Annotated in this window: 14 protein-coding genes; 6 read left to right on the plus strand and 8 right to left on the minus strand. The window is 53.8% G+C overall.

Annotation, left to right across the window (positions count from 1 at the left end; translation table 11 throughout):
• Complete coding sequence (locus tag QZ303_RS01820; protein ID WP_295728287.1) at positions 1 to 699, plus strand: OmpA family protein; 699 nt, start codon at positions 1 to 3, stop codon at positions 697 to 699.
• A 104-nt stretch (positions 700 to 803) separates the two neighbouring features.
• Here QZ303_RS01820 and gyrA read toward each other — a convergent pair whose 3' ends face one another.
• Positions 804 to 3,389 carry a DNA gyrase subunit A gene (gene gyrA / locus QZ303_RS01825; protein WP_295728291.1) on the minus strand — a complete coding sequence of 862 codons (2,586 nt, stop codon included), beginning with the start codon at positions 3,387 to 3,389 and terminating at the stop codon, positions 804 to 806.
• Between the two features lie 242 nt (positions 3,390 to 3,631).
• On the opposite strand from gyrA, the gene QZ303_RS01830 reads away from it, so the two are divergent.
• The 4 genes from QZ303_RS01830 to metH all read left to right on the plus strand — a co-directional run bounded on the left by QZ303_RS01830 (position 3,632) and on the right by metH (position 9,832).
• Positions 3,632 to 4,570 carry a DMT family transporter gene (locus QZ303_RS01830; protein ID WP_295728294.1) on the plus strand — a complete coding sequence of 313 codons (939 nt, stop codon included), beginning with the start codon at positions 3,632 to 3,634 and terminating at the stop codon, positions 4,568 to 4,570.
• A 9-nt stretch (positions 4,571 to 4,579) separates the two neighbouring features.
• A complete protein-coding gene (locus QZ303_RS01835; RefSeq protein WP_295728296.1) occupies positions 4,580 to 5,500 on the plus strand; it encodes a ribonuclease Z in 921 nt (306 codons plus the stop codon).
• 26 nt (positions 5,501 to 5,526) lie between these two features.
• Complete coding sequence (locus tag QZ303_RS01840; RefSeq protein WP_295728299.1) at positions 5,527 to 5,979, plus strand: nucleoside deaminase; 453 nt, start codon at positions 5,527 to 5,529, stop codon at positions 5,977 to 5,979.
• A gap of 61 nt (positions 5,980 to 6,040) precedes the next feature.
• Positions 6,041 to 9,832, plus strand: a complete 3,792-nt coding sequence (metH, locus tag QZ303_RS01845) for a methionine synthase (protein ID WP_295728301.1) — start codon at positions 6,041 to 6,043, stop codon at positions 9,830 to 9,832.
• A gap of 25 nt (positions 9,833 to 9,857) precedes the next feature.
• Here the strand turns inward: metH and kdsA are convergent, their stop codons facing one another.
• From kdsA to QZ303_RS01880, 7 genes are all read right to left on the minus strand, one after another.
• Complete coding sequence (gene kdsA / locus QZ303_RS01850) at positions 9,858 to 10,673, minus strand: 3-deoxy-8-phosphooctulonate synthase (RefSeq protein ID WP_295728304.1); 816 nt, start codon at positions 10,671 to 10,673, stop codon at positions 9,858 to 9,860.
• Positions 10,670 to 11,395, minus strand: a complete 726-nt coding sequence (locus tag QZ303_RS01855) for a 16S rRNA (uracil(1498)-N(3))-methyltransferase (protein ID WP_295728306.1) — start codon at positions 11,393 to 11,395, stop codon at positions 10,670 to 10,672. The genes kdsA and QZ303_RS01855 overlap by 4 nt, the downstream gene beginning before the upstream one ends.
• Positions 11,392 to 12,726, minus strand: a complete 1,335-nt coding sequence (locus QZ303_RS01860) for an MFS transporter (RefSeq protein ID WP_295728308.1) — start codon at positions 12,724 to 12,726, stop codon at positions 11,392 to 11,394. The genes QZ303_RS01855 and QZ303_RS01860 overlap by 4 nt, the downstream gene beginning before the upstream one ends.
• 60 nt (positions 12,727 to 12,786) lie before the next feature.
• Positions 12,787 to 13,434 (minus strand): bifunctional nuclease family protein, encoded by a 648-nt coding sequence (locus QZ303_RS01865; protein ID WP_295728311.1) that lies wholly within the window; start codon positions 13,432 to 13,434, stop codon positions 12,787 to 12,789.
• A gap of 51 nt (positions 13,435 to 13,485) precedes the next feature.
• Positions 13,486 to 14,565 carry a tRNA 2-thiouridine(34) synthase MnmA gene (mnmA, locus tag QZ303_RS01870; protein WP_295728314.1) on the minus strand — a complete coding sequence of 360 codons (1,080 nt, stop codon included), beginning with the start codon at positions 14,563 to 14,565 and terminating at the stop codon, positions 13,486 to 13,488.
• A gap of 64 nt (positions 14,566 to 14,629) precedes the next feature.
• The gene (locus tag QZ303_RS01875) at positions 14,630 to 15,136 is read right to left on the minus strand and encodes a DoxX family protein (RefSeq protein WP_295728317.1); all 507 of its coding nucleotides are present in this window, start codon (positions 15,134 to 15,136) and stop codon (positions 14,630 to 14,632) included.
• A 73-nt stretch (positions 15,137 to 15,209) separates the two neighbouring features.
• Entirely contained in the window at positions 15,210 to 16,199 is a 990-nt protein-coding gene (locus tag QZ303_RS01880; protein WP_295728319.1) for a DUF5106 domain-containing protein, read from the minus strand.
• Positions 16,200 to 16,376: 177 nt separating this feature from the next.
• Between QZ303_RS01880 and clpB the strand changes: the two genes are divergently transcribed.
• The gene (clpB, locus tag QZ303_RS01885) at positions 16,377 to 18,965 is read left to right on the plus strand and encodes an ATP-dependent chaperone ClpB (RefSeq protein ID WP_295728321.1); all 2,589 of its coding nucleotides are present in this window, start codon (positions 16,377 to 16,379) and stop codon (positions 18,963 to 18,965) included.
• Positions 18,966 to 18,981: the final 16 nt, after the last annotated feature.

Below are 18,981 nucleotides of genomic sequence, written 5' to 3' on the forward strand. Positions count from 1 at the left end.
ATGAAACTTGTAAAGATTACTGGTGCAGTCCTTTTGTCAGGTCTGCTGTTCGCATCCTCCGGATGTAACTCAATGTCTACCACCGGCAAGGGTGCCCTCATCGGCGGTGGTGGCGGTGGTGCGCTCGGCGCAGGTATCGGTGCGCTTATCGGCGGCGGCAAGGGTGCTGCCATCGGCACGGCCATCGGTGCTGCCGTAGGCGCGGGAGCAGGAGCGCTTATCGGGCAGAAGATGCAGAAGCAGCAGGAGCAGCTGGCACAGACTCTTCCCGACGCGCAGGTGGAGCAGACCACCGACCAGAACGGTCTACAGGCCATCAAGGTTACTTTCGACGGTGGCATCCTGTTCCCGACAGGCAAATACACGCTCAACTCTTCAGCGCAGCAGGATCTTAGCAACTTCGCCGTGTCGCTTAAGCAGAACCCGCTCACCGACGTGCAGATTCTCGGCTTCACTGACAACACCGGCTCTTATGCCGTCAACGAGAAGCTTTCCAACCAGCGCGCCGACGCGGTGATGTCATATCTGGTAAACTCCGGAGTGTCACCTACGCGTCTATCCGCCAAGGGTATCCCTATGGCTGACTACATAGCCTCAAACGATACTCCTGCCGGACGTGCACAGAACCGCCGCGTGGAGATTTACATCACGGCTTCTCCCCAGATGGTGCAGGCCGCCGAGAACGGCCAGCTCAAATAATCCGGCTGATGTAGATTATCTGACAATACATTTAAAAACAGCGACGGTGTGCGGATTTGATTCCGCACACCGTCGTCGCTTTATGGTTATTGATTCGGGTGGAATCAATCGTCGGTGTTTTCGTCGGAGGATGTTTCCTCTACATCTTCGATTTCGATGTCATCGTCCTGGTCATCGGTATCGGCTGAGAATTCCACTTCCTCTTGATCGGCCTCGTCGACGAGGATGTCGCTGTCGACCGCTTCCTCGGGATCGGAGTCCACGCAGCATACGGATGCTATTGTGTCGTTGCGCTTCTCGAGGTTGATGAGGCGCACGCCCTGGGTAGCGCGTCCGGCCACGCGGATGTCGCTTGCATGGATGCGGATGGTTATGCCGCTCTGGTTGATGATGATGAGGTCGTTGTCATCGTTCACACTCAGGAATCCTACCAGCGGGCCTGTCTTGTCGGTGACGTTGATGGTTTTCATTCCCTTGCCGCCTCGGTTGTGGGCCGTGTAGGCGTCGAGGGCTGTACGCTTGCCGTAGCCGTTCTCCGAAATGACCATAACAGTGTTGGTGCTGTCAGGCTCCATGGTAATCATGCCGATCACCTCGTTGTCGCCCTCCACGCGCATGCCCCTTACTCCGGTCGACACTCGTCCCATAGCGCGTAGCGAGGATGTCGCGAAGCGTATGGCCTTGCCCTCCTTGGCGGCGAGCAGTATGGTCGATTCGTTGTCGGTCAGCTCTACGCCTATCAGGCTGTCATCCTCGCGTATGATGATGGCTTTCTTGCCCTTTGACATGACGCGTGCGTATTCTGTGAGCGACGTTTTCTTGACCACTCCCTTGCGGGTGGCGAACACGAGGAAGTGCGACCCTGTGAATTCGGGGTCGTCGAGCTGCTTGCATGCGATGTAGGCACGCACCTTGTCGCCCGGTTCGATGTCAAGCAGGTTCTGCAGGGCGCGTCCCTTGCTGTTCTTCGCGCCTTCGGGAAGCTCGTAGACCTTCATCTTGTAGACGAGTCCGCGGTCGGTGAAGAAGAGCATGGTGTTGTGCATCGACGCAGGGTAGATATGCTCGATGAAGTCCTCGTCGCGTGTGTTGGAGCCGCGTGATCCCACTCCGCCGCGGGCCTGGGCGCGGAACTCGCTCAGAGGCGTGCGCTTGATGTAGCCAAGGTGGGAGATGGTGATGATCATGTCGTCGTCGGCATAGAAGTCCTCGGCGTTGAAGTCGCCTGCGGTGTAGTCGATGTCGGTCTTGCGCGCGTCGCCGTATTTGTCGCGTATCTCCAGCAGCTCGCTTTTGATAAGCTCGCGGCACTCGTGCTCGTCGCTGAGTATGAGGTTTAGGTGGTCGATTAGTCGCTCAAGGTCGGCATACTGTTGGCGCAGCTTGTCCTGCTCCAGTTTGGCGAGGCTGCGGAGTTTCATCTCCACGATGGCGAGTGTCTGCGGCTCGGAAAGTTCGAACCGTGCCGCAAGCTGTGCACGTGCGTCCTCTACGGAATCGGCGCTCTTGATGATCTGTATGACTTCGTCGATATTGGCTTCGGCGATGATCAGGCCCTCCAGTATGTGGGCGCGCTCCTCGGCCTTGCGAAGCTCGAAGCGGGTGCGGCGGATTACAACCTCGTGGCGGTGGTCTATGAATGCCTGCAACAGCTCTTTGAGGTTGAGGGTGCGCGGACGTCCGCCCACGATGGCAACGTTGTTGACCGAGAACGACGACTGCATCTGCGTGAGCTTGTACAGCTTGTTGAGCACTACGTTGGCGTTGGCATCGCTCTTCAGGCGTATTACGATACGCATTCCCTTGTAGTCGCTCTCGTCGTTGAGGTCGGCGATACCGTCGATTTTCTTTTCATTGACGAGATCGGCGATATACTTTATCAGTTCGGCCTTGTTGACGTTGTAGGGGATTTCGGTCACGATGATATCCTCGTGGTTGGCGTGTGTCTCCACTTCCGCCTTTGCGCGTATCACGATGCGTCCGCGACCGGTTTCGAAAGCCTCTTTCACGCCGTTGTAGCCGTAGATAGTACCTCCGGTGGGGAAGTCGGGCGCCTTGATGTATTTCATCAGCTCCGCGATTGACAGTTCCGGATTGTCAACGAGCGCCACGGTGGCATTGATCGACTCGGTGAGGTTGTGAGGAGGCATGTTTGTAGCCATACCCACTGCGATTCCCGATGTGCCGTTTACAAGCAGGTTGGGGATGCGTGTGGGGAGCACGACCGGCTCCTGGCGGGAGTTGTCGTAGTTTGGCTGGAAATCGACCGTGTCGGAGTCGATGTCTGAGAGCATCTCCTCGCCTATGCGTTCGAGGCGCACCTCGGTGTAACGCATGGCAGCCGGGCCGTCACCGTCGACCGAACCGAAGTTGCCGTGGCCGTCGACCAGGGTGTAGCGTAGCGCCCAGGGCTGGGCCATGCGCACTACCGTGCCGTAGATCGACGAGTCGCCGTGTGGGTGATACTTACCCATCACCTCGCCGACGCAGTTGGCCGATTTCTTGTGGGGATGGTCCGATGTATTGCCCATCTCGTTCATGCCGAACAGCACACGGCGCTGCACAGGCTTGAGTCCGTCGCGGACATCGGGAAGTGCGCGTGACACGATAACCGACATCGAATAGTCGATGTAGGCCGATTTCATTTCATTCTCGATATCAATTTTGAGAATTCTATCTTCTTCCAGCATATTAATAATAATAGGTCTGTTTTGGAGAGGACACGCCAATAATAAGGTAATGCCACGGAGGCGGGGCGTGCCCGAAATTTCATACAAAGATAGTGAAAATTCGCGAGATTGCGGCATTTGGGGCGAAATTATTGGCTATAGGTTCGGACTACAATAAGGGGTGTATGCCTTTAATGGGAATTAATCATTAACTTTGCAGGCCGGTATGTCTCAGGTACATACCGGCCTGCAAAATTTATAGAATGGAAAAGGCTCAGATACACGGACATATGGCCATGCTCGGCGCCAACCTGATGTGGGGGCTGATGGCTCCGGTGGCCAAGATGGTGATGGCCGGGGCGTTGGTGTCACCTCTGCTGTTGGGTGATTTCCGTATGCTCGGGGGCGCTTTGCTTTTCTGGATAGCATCTGCGTTTGCGCCCTGGCAGCATGTCCCGCCACTCGATCTTCTGCGTCTTGCGGGAGCGGCAATGCTCGGAATCGTGTTCAACCAGGGATGTTATCTGTTCGGGGTCGGCTATAGCACTCCGAGTGATGCAACCGTCATCACCACTACGATGCCCATGTGGGTGATGCTTCTGGCCGCCATCATACTCAAGGAGCCGATTACATGGAAGAAGGCTCTCGGCATAGTTCTTGGCGCTTCCGGGGCGCTGTTACTGGTGTTTTCCGGTGCATCCCGAGGTGGTGCTTCCGGGAGCAATCCTGTGCTCGGCGATATGCTGGTGCTTACTGCTCAGTTCAGTTATGCTCTTTATCTCACTCTGTATAAGAATTTCATAAACAAATACACGTTGTTTACCCTTATGAGGTGGATGTTCACTTTCGCCTCGGCGGCGATATTGGTCCCATCTCTTCCGATGCTTGCCTCATTCCCTTGGGGGGAGATTTCCCCGGATGAATGGTATGGCATAGCGTTCGTGGTGTGTGGAGGCACTTTCGTTGCCTACATTCTGGTGATGGTAGGGCAGAAGGCGTTGCGTCCTACGCTTGTGGGCATGTATAATTACGTGCAGCCTATAGTGGCCTCGGCGGTGGGGATCTGTCTCGGACTCGACACGTTCACTCCTATGAAGATATTTGCTGTGGCCCTTGTGTTCGGGGGTGTATGGATGGTGACTATAAGCCGCGCGCGTAAGCCGGGGCCCGCGACGGTAGATGGTATAGACAACGATAAATGATATTTCGTTATGGCAAGATTTCAGGTCAATTATTTGGGCTGTGGCTCGGCTACTCCGACACTCCGTCATCTGCCGAGCTGCCAGGTGGTGGATTTCCGCGACAATCTAATGATGATTGACTGCGGCGAGGGGGCGCAGCTCTCGATGAGGCGAGCGCGGCTCAAGTATTCGCGGCTTTCCCACATATTTCTCTCCCATCTTCACGGCGACCATTGTCTGGGATTGCCAGGGTTATTGTCTACTCTTGCCTTGACCGGAAAGGATGGAGGCACTATCACAATACATACGTTCAAGGAAGGTGAAATGATATTCCGGAGGATAATGGACTTCTTTTGCAGGGATACTCCGTTCGACATACGCTATAATATCATCGCTCCCGGCACTGACGATGTCATCTGGGAGTCGGACTCGCTGGAGGTAAAGGCTTTTCCGTTGATACATCGGGTGCCGACCACCGGATTCGTTTTCCGGGAGAAGCCAAAGCTCCGTCACATCATCGGCGATGCGGTGGCATTCCATGAGGTGCCGGTGAGGGAGATGAAGGCCATAAAGGAGGGTGCCGACTTCGTGAAGCCTGACGGTACAGTCATAGCCAACAACCGTCTTACCACTGATGCCGATCCGTCGGTGAGCTATGCTTACTGCTCCGACACGATCTTCAGCGAAAGGGTGGCACGAGCAGTTGAGGGTGTAGATGTGCTTTATCATGAAGCGACATATCTTGAACGCGAACGTGACAAAGCGCATGCCCGGTTCCATTCCACCGCTGCCGAGGCGGCCCGTGTGGCACAGCTCGCAGGAGTCAAGCGGCTGGTGCTCGGACATTTCTCAAAGCAGTATACTGATGAAGCAGGCCATCTGGCTGAGGCGCATGCTATATTTCCCGACACGCTCATATCTCATGAGGGTCTGAAGCTTGATTTATTGTAATCTATTGTAATGAAGTGGAATTGGCGATGAATGAAAAGCGATATAGCGATGATGAGCGATGGATGCGGGTGGCTCTTGACGAGGCACGGCAGGCCATGGAGGCCGATGAGATACCTATCGGTGCGGTGATAGTGGCCGGTGGTCGTGTGATAGGTCGCGGACACAATCTAACCGAGGCGCTTTCCGATGTCACAGCCCACGCTGAGATGCAGGCGATAACTGCGGCCGCTTCTACTCTCGGGGGGAAGTATCTCACCGATGCCACGCTCTATGTCACTGTCGAACCGTGCCCGATGTGTGCCGGAGCGATAGGGTGGAGTCAGTTGCGCCGTGTGGTATATGGTGCGCCCGACGCCAAGCGCGGTTATACGGGCATAATGTCCCGTTCGCCGTTTCATCCTAAGTGTACTGTCACGTCCGGGGTGCTTGCGGATGAGTGCGCCTCATTCATGCGCGAATTTTTCGCGTCCAAACGCTGATTACCTTTTTGTTCCTATATTGGAGGATTAATTCGGTTGAAAGCTGTAACTTTGTTCCATTATGGCATATATCGACAGTTTGAAGATGAAAGATGCCTCGATGAGGCTTGTTGATTCTGTTTCTGAAAGGATTTTGGTGCTTGACGGCGCCATGGGTACTATGATTCAGGGCTACTCTTTGACCGAGGATGATTTCCGAGGAGAGGGGTGGGCCAAGAGTGCCGTGAATATGAAGGGGTGCAACGACTTGCTGTGCATCACGCGCCCCGATGTGATTTCGGAGATTCATACCGCCTACCTTGAATCCGGAGCGCAAATAATAGAGACGGATTCGTTTAATGCTAACGCGTTTTCGTTGGCTGAATATGGTCTGGAGCATGAGGCGCGACGCATCAATCTTGCCGCCGCCGGGGTGGCCCGTGATGCCGCCGACCGTTTCATGGGTGCGAATCCCGGTACGGAGGTTTGGGTGGCCGGGAGCGTTGGCCCTACCAGCAAGTCGCTCTCGATGGCCCAGTCGATTGATGGCTCCGATTCCGCATTTGACTGGGATGCGTTGGTGCATGCCTATTCCGAGCAGATGGAAGCCCTTATTGATGGGGGCGTTGATCTGCTGATAATAGAGACGGTGTTTGATGCCTTGAACGCCAAAGCCGCCATTTATGCCGCACGTCGCGCGATGGAACAGGCCGGTGTGCGTGTTCCGTTGATGATCTCCGTCACTCTGACAGAGAGCGGTCGTACATTGTCGGGACAGACCCTGGAGGCGTTTGTGACCACGGTGGCTCATGCCGAACCTCTGGCCGTAGGCCTTAACTGCGGTTTCGGGGCTGACGGGATGATGCAGCATCTGGAGACGCTTTCACGTTATCCTTTCGCCGTATCGGTTTATCCAAATGCCGGACTTCCCAATGAGATGGGACAATATGATGAGACTCCGGCGGTGATGGGCCGCAAGATACGCCGCATGATGGAGCGTGGACTGGTGAACATAGTCGGCGGCTGTTGCGGGACAACTCCTGACCATATCCGGGAGTTTGCCGGCGAGGCATCGAGGTATGCTCCGAGGCGTATCCCCGCCGCTGTCGAGGTCATGACACTTGCGGGTCTTGAGGCCGTGGAGGTAAGCCCTTCCCGCAATTTTCTTAATGTAGGTGAGCGTTGCAATGTGGCCGGAAGCCGCAAGTTCCTGCGTCTCATAAAAGATGGAGCGCTGCAGGAGGCCGTGGATATAGCCCGCACACAGGTGGAGAATGGCGCGCAGGTGGTTGATGTGAATATGGACGACGGTTTGCTCGACATCCCCGCTGAGATGTCGCGGTTTATAAGCCGGCTCGGAGCCGAGCCTGATGTAGCACGTGTGCCTGTCATGGTCGATTCATCGTCGTGGGATGCTGTCATGGCCGGATTGAAGCGCATACAGGGACGTCCGGTAGTAAATTCCATAAGCCTGAAGGAGGGTGAAGAAAAATTTCTCGAACATGCGCGGGATGTGCGCGAGATGGATGCCGCTGTCGTAGTAATGGCTTTTGACGAGCAGGGGCAGGCGGTCACTTTTGAACGACGTACCGAAGTATGCGCACGCGCTTACCGGCTTCTTACCGAGAAAGCCGGCATAAGGCCATGCGACATAATCTTCGACCCCAATGTGCTTGCCGTGGGTGCTGTGGTGGATAGCGGGGACGGCACGACCGATCCTGACGAACTGATGCAGAGCCGTCGGTCGGCGCTCGACTTTCTCCGGACAATAGAATGGATCAAGGCCAATCTGCCCGGCGCCAAGGTGAGCGGAGGGATCAGCAACCTGTCGTACGCCTTCCGGGCCAACAAGTATGTGCGCAAGGCCATGCACGGTATATTCCTCAATCATGCCATAAAGCTCGGCATGGACATGGCAATCGTCAATGCGGCAGAGGCTGTGCCTCTTGATGATATACCGCCACGCCTTCGCGAGGCGATCGACGACCTGCTGCTATATCGCCGCGATGATGCTACCGAACGACTGATGGCGGTAGCGGCGGAGATGACAGAGGCCGCGGGCAACACATCCGCGAAGGATCGGGCTACCGGCCAGGAAACAACGCCATCTACGCCTTCCGGACGTCTGAGAAAGATGATAGAGCGTGGCGTGACCGACGGGATCGAGTCGGTGCTCGCCGAAACCCTCGCCGAACTCGGCGCGGCTTCCTCGGTAATCGACGGTCCTCTCATGGAGGGGATGGACCGCGTAGGCACGCTATTCGGCGAAGGAAAACTTTTCCTGCCGCAGGTGGTGAAGAGCGCCCATGCCATGAAAAGGGCCGTGGGATGGCTTACGCCTCACATCGAATCGGAGTCGACTGCACGGTCCGCAGGCATGACTGCACGTCGCTCAATGGTAATCGCCACCGTGAAAGGTGATGTGCATGACATAGGGAAAAACATAGTGGCCACAGTGTTGCGCTGTAACGGACTGGAGGTGACGGATCTTGGTGTAATGGTTCCTGCCGCCGAGATTGTTGACCGCGCTGAGGCCGACGGAGCCTCATTCATCGGGCTGAGCGGCCTGATTACCCCTTCGCTGGAAGAGATGTGTGTGGTTGCCCGTCTTATGGAGGAGAGGGGCATGAAGATTCCGCTTCTTGTCGGCGGGGCGACGACATCGGCCCTCCATACGGCGGTGAAGATTGCGCCATGCTATTCCGGCCCTGTGATTCATACGCGTGATGCCGCAATGCTCCCGTCGGTGATGAAATCGTTGCTTGATGCGGATGCACGCGATGCATTCCTACAGACGCATGCTGAATCGCAGGCAAAGTTGCGTGCCGATTATGAGGCCGAAAGGTTGCGTCGCCGGTCATCGTCGTCTGATGTATCTGTCACTCCGGAGGATGCGCTTGCGATGCGTCCGCAATTTGATTTTCCTGTAGCCGTGCCGAGGCATCCCGGTCTGACGGATATAAAGATTCCGTTCGCTGAGGCCCGGAAGCTTATAAACTGGCGTGCATTCATGGCCGCATGGGGTCTTGACGCGTCGCTTGGTGCCGTGGCCGAGATTCGCGGATGTGACCATTGCCGCGCGCAATGGCTTGCCTCTATCCCACAGTCCCGCATGCCCAAAGCCACAGAAGCGATGCAGCTTGCAAAAGAAGCACAGGTAGTGCTGGACTATATAGGTCGTGAGATTTTAAAGGATGGCATCCCGGCACGTGTTGCACTGCTTCCGGCAGGAAGCAGAGGGGATGATATCGTTGTAGGGCATGTAGGGTCGGCCATCGTGTTCCCGACTTTGAGGCGATTGGCCGCCAATGAGGGGGAGACGTCGCTCGCAATGGCGGATTTCGTGAAACCATTGTCAGTCAATGGTGCTCCCGAGGACTATATAGGCGTGTTTGCTGTCACCGTAGGCGATGGTGTAGAGTCGCGTGCCACAGCTTTGAAGGAGCGCGGCGATGATTACCGCTCGCTTCTTTACAGGACTCTTGCCGACAGGCTCGTGGAGGCCGCTACCGAGTGGATGCATTGGCATGTGCGCACATCTCTGTGGGGATATGCGCCGGAGGAAGAGACTCCTCAGGGTGCTTTGCTCGACAATTCATACCGTGGGATCCGTCCTGCTTTCGGCTATCCGAGTCTCCCTGACCAGTCGTTGATATTCATAGCGGATAAAGTGCTTGATTATGCCTCGATGGGAATAACCCTTACTGAAAACGGGGCAATGAGTCCCGCCGCATCCACGTCGGGGCTACTGCTTTCGCATCCCCAAAGCCGTTACTTCGTAATCGACAGGCTTGATACGGCACGACGCGCCGAGTATGCGGCGCGCCGTGGTTTTACAATCTCTGATTTCAATCGGTTTCTACCGCATCTCTGACGGTGCGGCAAAAGGTTCATTCGAGTCAGAAGCCGTTGATAGCGGCACGTATGACCGAGAGTTTGCGAAGAAGGGTAGGGAGCTGCGCCAGCGGAAGCATGTTGGCTCCGTCGCTCTTGGCGCATGAAGGGTCGCGGTGTGTCTCGATGAACAGTCCGTCGACACCTGCGGCTATTCCGGCACGGGCTATCGTCTCTATAAGGTCAGGACGTCCGCCGGTCACTCCTGCGGCCTGGTTGGGTTGCTGGAGCGAGTGGGTGGCATCGAGGATCACCGGCACGCCGAACTTCTGCATGGTGGGTATGCCGCGATAGTCGACGATAAGATCCTGATAACCGAAAGTGGTGCCGCGCTCGGTCACTGCCACCAGGTCGTTGCCGGCATCGCGCACTTTGTTTACCGCGTGTTCCATTGCCTCAGGCGACAGGAACTGTCCTTTCTTTATATTGACCATCCTGCCTGTGCGTGCCGCCGCTACAAGGAGGTCGGTCTGACGGCACAGGAATGCGGGAATCTGCAATATATCGACATATTCCGCAGCCATCTCCGCTTCCTCGGCGGTGTGGATATCCGTCACTACCGGCACACCGAAGGTGTCACGCACCTTGCGCAATATTTTCAATGCTTTCTCGTCGCCGATTCCGGTGAATGAGTCTATGCGCGAGCGGTTGGCCTTACGGTAAGATCCTTTGAATACATAGGGTATGTGTAGTTCTGATGTCACCGCACAGATATTTTCGGCTATATCAAGTGCCATTTCCTCCCCTTCGATCACACATGGTCCGGCAAGAAGGAAGAAATTGTCGTTAACGGATGATTGCAGGTATTCTAAAGTGTTCATTGTTTTGCTATTTCGTGTAATTGGTTTAGTATATGGATGGTGTCGGCGGCGACGAGGGCGGCTGTCTCGGTACGCAGTCTGTTGTCGCCAAGGGTCACCGGTCGGAATCCGCACTCGAAAGCGTTCTTTACCTCTGCCCGGTCGAAGTCACCTTCCGGCCCGATAAGTATCGCCACGCTTTCCGCTACCGGCGAATATCCCTTGACGAGAGGGACGCGTTCGATATAATCATCGCAATAACAGATGAAACGTTGCGCGCTGCGGCATGAAGATATGAATTCAGTGGCGGAGGTGAGCGGCGCGATGTGTGGCAACGTGGCTTTCAGTGATTGCTTCATTGCCGATACGGCTATGCGTTCGAGCCGGTCGCTTTTCATTATCTTGCGCTCCGAATGGCGGCATAGCAGTGGTACTATGGAGTTGACTCCTATTTCCACGAGCTTCTCTACAAGCCATTCCATGCGGTCGGCATTCTTTGTCGGAGCTACCGCTACGGTGATGTCGGTGTGCCATGCGGAAACCACTGTCTCGGCCGTTATGATTTCTATGTCGGCCTTTCGTGGATTATCCGACAAGAGCCGGCATGTGTATCGGGTGCCACGACCGTCGACAGCGGTAACCATGTCACCGGGACGCGAACGGAGCACTTTTATGGCATGGCGCGCTTCTTCTTCCGGAAGAGTATGCTCAGAAGCTATGTCAGGGGCGAAAAACTGTATCATGGGTTGGCTACGAATCCGTCGGCACCTGAATTGGTGTCCTCGGCATCAAGGATTTCACGGTGGGTGACACCCTCCTTGGGATTACGGAATATGAATATGAACAGCACTGCCACCACAAGGGCATATGCCGCGAAAATGTACCACGATTCTCTCCAGCCTTCAAGCTGCTGCAGTGGAGTAAGCCCGTCGGCAAGCGCAAGACGGTTGACCACGTATTTCCCGGCGATGAATGTGCCCACTGTCGCTCCGATCCCATTGGTCATGATCATGAAGAGGCCTTGTGCGCTTGAACGGATGGAGGCATCTGTTTCTTTGTCTACAAACAGTCCACCGGACACGTTGAAGAAGTCGAAAGCCACACCGTAGACTATACATGAAAGCACGAGCAGCCAGACTCCGTCGCCTGTGTCGCCAAGTCCGAAGAATGCAAAGCGCAGCACCCATGCGAACATCGATATCAGCATCACGCCTTTTATCCCGAAGCGCCTGAGGCATACGGGTATCAGCAATATGCATAACGTCTCGCTCGCCTGCGATATAGAGATGATGGCTGTCGCGTTGCGCACTCCCCAGTCGTTGGCAAACTGTGGGATAAGGCCGAAACTGTTGATGAACGAGGTGCCGTAACTGTTTGTAATCTGCAACGACACTCCGAGAAGCATACTGAAGATGAAGAAAATGGCCATACGCCGCTGCTTGAATAGACGGAACGCTTTCAGTCCGAGCATGTCGCCGATAGAGCGTGACTCGCCTTTGTTAACGGGGCATCCGGGCATGCCGAGAGCATAGAGGGCAAGTATGAGGCTTACCACTCCCGATGTGAAAAACTGGTTGTAATCCATCTGGAACTGAGTGAAGTTGACAAACAGCATAGCGCAGATGAAGCCAATGGTTCCGAACACCCGGATTGGAGGAAAGTGCTTTACGGTGTCAAGTCCGGCTCGTGTGAGCGCGTTGAATGCGACTGAGTTGGCAAGACCTATAGTGGGCATGAAGAACGCTACTGACACGGTGTATAAAGTGAACAACGGGCCGAATTCCGGCGACGGCGAAAGCATGCAGTATACTCCGGAGGCAATCATGAACGCTCCGGATATGAGGTGACACAGAGATAACATGCGCTGTGCCTGGATCCATCGGTCGGCCAATATGCCCACAACGGCCGGCATGAACAGGCTTACTATTCCCTGCACGGCATAGAACCAGAAGATGTCTTGTCCCATGCCTATGTTGCCAAGGTATTGCCCAAGAGAAATCAAGTAGCTTCCCCACACAGCGAACTCAAGGAAGTTCAGCAGGGCCAGACGCACTTTTAATGTGAATGTATTCATTGCAAGTATAGTGACTTAAAGTTATTTACATGTGGTGGTTGTAAGGTCGACGGGGCATAATCATTGTGTGCCGGAATTTTCTTTCTTATCCTTTATTATTTTTGAGACATGGGCTGCTTCCTCGTAATTTTCCTCCTGTATGAGGGTTGAAAGAATTTTTTCGAGTTCTTCTACTGAATATTGTTCCAGACGCGGACTTTTATTCATGGAATCATCTTCATCATTCATTTGATTGCCCGGTTGCCCGGTATCGTCGTTTTCAGACTTCACAGTTGCACCTTCGGCATTCGTTTCCTCCATTATGAACCCGGTTTCATCAAGGATGGCCCTGGTGGTGAATATGGGGGATTTTGTGCGCATTGCGATTGCTATGGCGTCGGATGTGCGCGAATCGAGCACCACTTCGCGTTCACCGTCGGTAAACGTGAGTTCCGAAGAGAATATGCCGTCCTCGAACTTGTAGATGAACACTTCTTTGAGTTTTACTCCGAATGCATGTGCGAAGCTCACGAAGAGGTCGTGTGTCATGGGTCTTGGAGGGATGATCCCCTCCATGCGTATCGCTATGGATTGTGCTTCGGCGCCTCCGATCACCACGGGTATGCGGTATGGGCCGTCGGCTTGCGCGAGTATCAATGCGTATGCCCCTGACTGTATCTGGCTGTAGGATATCCCGAGCACTTTCAATCTTATCTTGTCGCTGTTCATCTTCGGATTATTTATTGCTTATCCGTATAATGTTTTACCGGACACTATGGTTTATATTATGACATTCTGTCCGGTAATTATGCCGCTTCCGTAGCACAGACGTGAGGCGGCATCGTATATGGCTGCGAATTGCCCGGGAGCTATGCCTTGAACTTTGCTGTCTGATTCGATGACATATTCGCGTTCATTGATGCGTGTAAGCGTGCCGGGAAGGAACTCGGGCATATGCCGGTTCTTGAACATTATTTTCACAGAATCGGCCGATTCTCCCCATGGGTTGCCGGAAATGAAATGCATTTCGTCGAGATGGAGAGTGCGGCCATATTGCTTTTCCGTTGAGTATCCTTGTGAGACATAGACCACATTGTCGTGGACGTTCTTTTTTACCACATACCACGGACCTCCGCTCAGGCCAAGGCCTTTGCGCTGTCCGATGGTGTGAAACCAGAATCCGTTGTGTTCTCCGAGCTTACGCCCTGTCTCAAGTTCGATTATCGGGCCTTTTTTCGTGCCGAGATGTCTTTTGATGAAATCATTGTAGTTGATTTTGCCGAGGAAGCATATTCCCTGGCTGTCCTTTCGGAATGCATTCGGGAGGGATGCCGCGATGGCCGTTTCGCGCACTTTCGATTTTGGCATAGCTCCGAGAGGAAACATCAGATGTGTAAGCTGGTCATAGGATATGCGGGCAAGGAAATCGGTCTGGTCCTTTACGGGGTCTACGGCTGTGGCAAGGTATGTGGTGCCGTCGACCAGTTCGGTGGATGCGTAATGGCCTGTGGCTGTCTTGTCGAATTCATGTCCCCAGCGCTGTTCGAAAAATCCGAACTTTATCATCTTGTTGCACATGATGTCAGGGTTTGGGGTTAGTCCCTCTCGTACCGTGCGCAAAGCATATTCCATGACGTTGTCCCAATATTCCTTGTGCAACGAGACGACATCGAACGGTAAACCGTAGCGATGCGCTATGAGACGACACATCTCTATGTCCTCTTCGGCGGAACAATCACCGGATCCGTCGTCAAGACCGATACGGATATAGAAAAGGTGCAGGTCGTGTCCTTCTTCTTTAAGGCGGTGCACTACTACTGCGCTGTCTACGCCGCCTGAAATCAACACTGCGATATTCATCGTCGGGGTGGAGAATTATGGTATGTGTGGGATATGTGTGGTTGATATTGGTATTCCGGAGTCGTTATACCTCCTCAAGTTCCTCGGTCTGGGTGTCATCCTTCCCTCTGGTGGATACTATGTAGAGCGATATGAAATAGTCGAGCGATATTTTACCGGGTCCGGCAAGTGCGAGAAAAAGATATATGCCTATGAACATCAGGGGCAGGTAACCGGGCTGTGTGCTTGATATCGTATATATCGATGTGTCCGGCATAAGATCGTGGAGTATGTGGTATTCTGCGATTATCATGGCCACAAGCGGAGGCATGAGCGAGAGGCGGGTCAGGAAACCGACCATTATGCATATGGAGCATATCACTTCTATGCATATCATTACTATTAACGACGTCTCGCCGCTCATTCCCAGTACTTGTGGGAATGTGTGGCATAGCATCGAGAAGTTGATGAGGTGGCGTATGCCGAACTGAAGCAGCATGACTCCTACGAACAGACGTAGGAAAAGCCGGGCCATGTTGCTGTAAGTGTAGCCTGTGCCGCGCAGGAATAGGGACTCGATGAAACGTTTCATAGATTATTGATGACGTTGTTGAGGATAGACGGATTTATGAATTCTGGTGTATGGAAATGTTTATAGACGGATGTCACTGTCCGGGAGTTTCATTCCCGCCAGTACTCTCCGTTCCCGGAGTGCCGGCATTGTCAGGCATGAGCATCTGGTACTGGTTGATGTTGGCCATAAGCGCAAGCAGCTGGTTAAGGTCAATCCGTTTGGCGAGAATACGGAAATCCTTGTCAAGGAGATATGTAGTAGGAAGTAAGCGAAGGTCGACGAGCTTGTCGGCTTCGGGGGCGCTCCCTATTTCCCATTCATAAGGGTATTCGCTCATTTCATCACGCCATTTTGCTGTAGGTTCGGCGGGATTTACGAGGACTATTTTTACGGTGCCGTTCTTTATAAGTCGGGTAGTGGCGGCATCGGCGTTCAGGCGCAGACGTGCCATCGAGCAGTCGGCGCACTCCTCGGGCTGAAAGAGCAGGATGGTATATTCCGCCTTGTTGTCGTAAAGGGAATGTCTGGCACCATGGCGTGTGGTGTAGTCGAAATTGGATATGTTAGAGCCGGGAATCGAAGAGTTGAGCATGCGGATATGTGTGAGGTATTTTTCCTTCTCGGCTGATTTGACTTTTTTGTTGGCCAGCAAAGGACGCAGGAAGAGCAGATATGAGTCCTCGCTCCAGAAATCGGCTTCCGGCCCGAAAAGCGTGCGTTCGGCCTCGGAGGCTATGAGTGACAGTGCCTTTGGGTCGTTGGAGTAGCGTGAAGTAAGGGCGTTGATTGACTTGCGCACACTGTCCTTTGCGGCATAAGGTATGAAGCCGACATAGTCGGCGAATGCCTTATGGAATTTGGCGGTGTCGGCCATAACCTTTTTCATGTCGGCCTTGTCCCAGAAATGCAGCATAACGTAGCTCGTACGTGCTTCGAGGGTGCTGAGGGTGTCGGGAGCCAATGGATACTCGAATGGTGTCGACGGGACTTTGGCCGGCTCTTCTTTGGAGGCGGCTCCTGCGTAAAGGAATCCGCCGGTCATGGCTGCGGTCAATATTATGGCATATAGGAGTCGTGTCATATAATTGGCATGGTTTTTGAAAAACAAAGATACGAAACTTAACATTAACAGCAAAACACCCTGTCGGCTGTCTTTAAAAATTACTGTTAAAATTTCAGACGCCATCTTAACATTATAAACGTCCGGGGTGTTAATAATACAGAATAAAAAATAACTCATTCATATTATCCGTTGATTATGAATTTCAACAATTTCACAATTAAATCGCAAGAGGCCATACAGAAGGCCGTGGAGATAGCCAAAGGGTCGGGAAACCAGGCCATAGAGCCTGTCCACCTTCTCAAAGGCATTCTTACGGAGGGCGACTCGTTGCTTACTTTCATATTCCAGAAGGTCGGGGCCAACGCGTCGCAGGTGGCTACTTCAATCGACCGCGCTATCGAAAGCGAGCCGAAGGTGTCGGGAGGCGAGCCGTATCTCAGCCGCACTTCAAATGATGTTCTTCAGAAGGCGCTTGATGTGGCCAAGAAGCAGGGCGACCAGTATGTGACCATCGAGGCCATACTCCTCGCGATATTCATGGTGAAAAGCTCCGCCTCGCAGATTCTCAAGGATGCCGGACTTACCGAACATGAGCTTACGGCTGCCGTCGAGGAGCTGCGCAAGGGCAAGAAAGCCACTGACCAGAGTGCGGAGGATACCTACAATGCTCTCAGCAAATACGCTATAAACCTCAATGAGCGTGCCCGTTCGGGAAAGCTTGATCCGGTAATCGGACGAGACGACGAGATACGCCGCGTACTTCAGATTCTGAGCCGCCGCACCAAGAACAACCCTATGCTCATCGGAGAGCCGGGTACCGGCAAGACGGCTATCGCCGAGGGATTGGCCCACCGCATAGTGCGTGGCGATGTGCCGGAGAACCTTAAGGACAAGCAGATATATTCGCTTGACATGGGTGCTCTCGTGGCCGGGGCTAAGTATAAGGGCGAATTCGAGGAACGTCTGAAGGCTATCGTCAACGAGGTGACGCAAGCTGACGGAGATATAATCCTGTTTATCGACGAGATCCACACTCTTGTAGGAGCGGGAAAAGGCGAGGGGGCGATGGATGCCGCCAATATACTTAAACCGGCGCTTGCACGAGGAGAGCTGCGTAGCATCGGCGCGACCACTCTCGACGAGTATCAGAAATATTTCGAGAAAGACAAGGCGCTTGAACGTCGTTTCCAGAAGGTGATGGTCAACGAGCCTGACGAGATAAGCGCCATATCAATCTTACGCGGTCTGAAGGAGCGCTACGAGAATCATCATCAGGTGCGCATCCGCGACGAGGCGATTATTGCCGCCGTGCAGCTCTCGGAGCGTTATATCACAGACCGTTTCCTCCCCGACAAAGCCATCGACCTTATTGACGAGGCTGCGTCGAAACTACGTCTGGAGCGCGACAGCGTGCCTCAGGCGCTTGACGAAATCACCCGCAAGATAGCCCAGCTCGAAATCGAACGTGAGGCCATAAAGCGTGAGGGCGATAAGGAAAAAGTCAAGACTCTCGAAAAGGAGCTTGCCGACCTGCGCGACACGGAGAAGGAGTTCAAGGCAAAATGGCAGTCGCAGAAAGACCTTATCAATCGCATTCAGCAGAATAAGATTGATATCGAGCAGCTTAAGTTCGAGGCTGACCGTGCCGAGCGTGAAGGCGACTATGCCAAAGTGGCAGAGATACGCTACTCCAAGATTCAGCAGAAGGAAAAGGAGAATGCCGATGTTCAGGAACAACTCAAATCCATGCAGGGCGAGAAATCGCTCATCAAGGAGGAAGTGGATGCCGACGATATAGCCGACGTCGTGTCGCGCTGGACCGGCATTCCCGTGACAAAGATGGCGAGAAGCGAACAGGAGAAGCTCCTTCACCTTGAAGAGGAGCTGCACCGCAGGGTGGTCGGACAGAACGAGGCCATAGCCGCCATAGCCGATGCCGTGCGCCGCAGCCGTGCCGGCCTTAACGATCCGCGTCGTCCTATCGGTTCGTTCATCTTCCTCGGTACCACAGGTGTCGGAAAGACGGAACTTGCAAAGGCGCTTGCCGAATATCTGTTCGATGACGAGAACATGATGACCCGTATCGACATGAGCGAATATCAGGAGAAGCATACGGTGAGCCGGCTTGTCGGAGCGCCTCCGGGATATGTCGGCTATGATGAGGGCGGCCAGCTCACCGAGGCAGTGCGCCGCAAGCCTTATTCGGTAGTGCTGTTCGACGAGATAGAAAAAGCCCATCCCGACGTGTTCAACATCCTGCTTCAGGTGCTCGACGACGGACGTTTGACAGACAATAAGGGGCGTCTGGTCAACTTCAAGAACACGATAATAATCATGACTTCCAACATGGGTTCAAATGTGATTCGTGAAAATTTCGCCGGAATCACTGATGAAAACCATGACGAGGTGGTGGAAAAGACCAAGGAACAGGTGCTTGAAATGCTGAAGAGCACGATTCGTCCGGAGTTCCTCAACCGTATCGACGAGATAATCATGTTTACCCCGCTCAACGAGCGTGAGATTCAGGATATTGTGGGCATCCAGGTCAACTCCATCAAGAAGATGCTTGCTACCAATGGAGTGACTCTTGAAGTCACGCCGGAAGCTTTGGCATATCTGGCCAAGGAGGGCTATAATCCTGAATTCGGTGCCCGTCCGGTAAAGCGAGTGCTTCAGCGCATGGTTCTTAACCGTCTGTCGAAAGATATCCTTGCCCAGAAGGTCGACCGGGAGCATCCTATCATCATTGATTTCAAAGATGACGAGCTTGTTTTCAGAAACTAGACGAAGCCCATTGGCA

It is taken from the genome of uncultured Muribaculum sp. (assembly GCF_910583865.1).
Classification (GTDB): Bacteria; Bacteroidota; Bacteroidia; order Bacteroidales; family Muribaculaceae; genus Muribaculum.

Excerpts from the sequence above, each read along its gene's own strand:
- QZ303_RS01820 (WP_295728287.1), top strand. The coding sequence starts at position 1 with ATGAAACTTGTAAAGATTACTGGTGCAGTCCTTTTGTCAGGTCTGCTG.
- gyrA (WP_295728291.1), bottom strand. The coding sequence starts at position 3,389 with ATGCTGGAAGAAGATAGAATTCTCAAAATTGATATCGAGAATGAAATG.
- QZ303_RS01830 (WP_295728294.1), top strand. The coding sequence starts at position 3,632 with ATGGAAAAGGCTCAGATACACGGACATATGGCCATGCTCGGCGCCAAC.
- QZ303_RS01835 (WP_295728296.1), top strand. The coding sequence starts at position 4,580 with ATGGCAAGATTTCAGGTCAATTATTTGGGCTGTGGCTCGGCTACTCCG.
- QZ303_RS01840 (WP_295728299.1), top strand. The coding sequence starts at position 5,527 with ATGAATGAAAAGCGATATAGCGATGATGAGCGATGGATGCGGGTGGCT.
- metH (WP_295728301.1), top strand. The coding sequence starts at position 6,041 with ATGGCATATATCGACAGTTTGAAGATGAAAGATGCCTCGATGAGGCTT.
- kdsA (WP_295728304.1), bottom strand. The coding sequence starts at position 10,673 with ATGAACACTTTAGAATACCTGCAATCATCCGTTAACGACAATTTCTTC.
- QZ303_RS01855 (WP_295728306.1), bottom strand. The coding sequence starts at position 11,395 with ATGATACAGTTTTTCGCCCCTGACATAGCTTCTGAGCATACTCTTCCG.
- QZ303_RS01860 (WP_295728308.1), bottom strand. The coding sequence starts at position 12,726 with ATGAATACATTCACATTAAAAGTGCGTCTGGCCCTGCTGAACTTCCTT.
- QZ303_RS01865 (WP_295728311.1), bottom strand. The coding sequence starts at position 13,434 with ATGAACAGCGACAAGATAAGATTGAAAGTGCTCGGGATATCCTACAGC.
- mnmA (WP_295728314.1), bottom strand. The coding sequence starts at position 14,565 with ATGAATATCGCAGTGTTGATTTCAGGCGGCGTAGACAGCGCAGTAGTA.
- QZ303_RS01875 (WP_295728317.1), bottom strand. The coding sequence starts at position 15,136 with ATGAAACGTTTCATCGAGTCCCTATTCCTGCGCGGCACAGGCTACACT.
- QZ303_RS01880 (WP_295728319.1), bottom strand. The coding sequence starts at position 16,199 with ATGACACGACTCCTATATGCCATAATATTGACCGCAGCCATGACCGGC.
- clpB (WP_295728321.1), top strand. The coding sequence starts at position 16,377 with ATGAATTTCAACAATTTCACAATTAAATCGCAAGAGGCCATACAGAAG.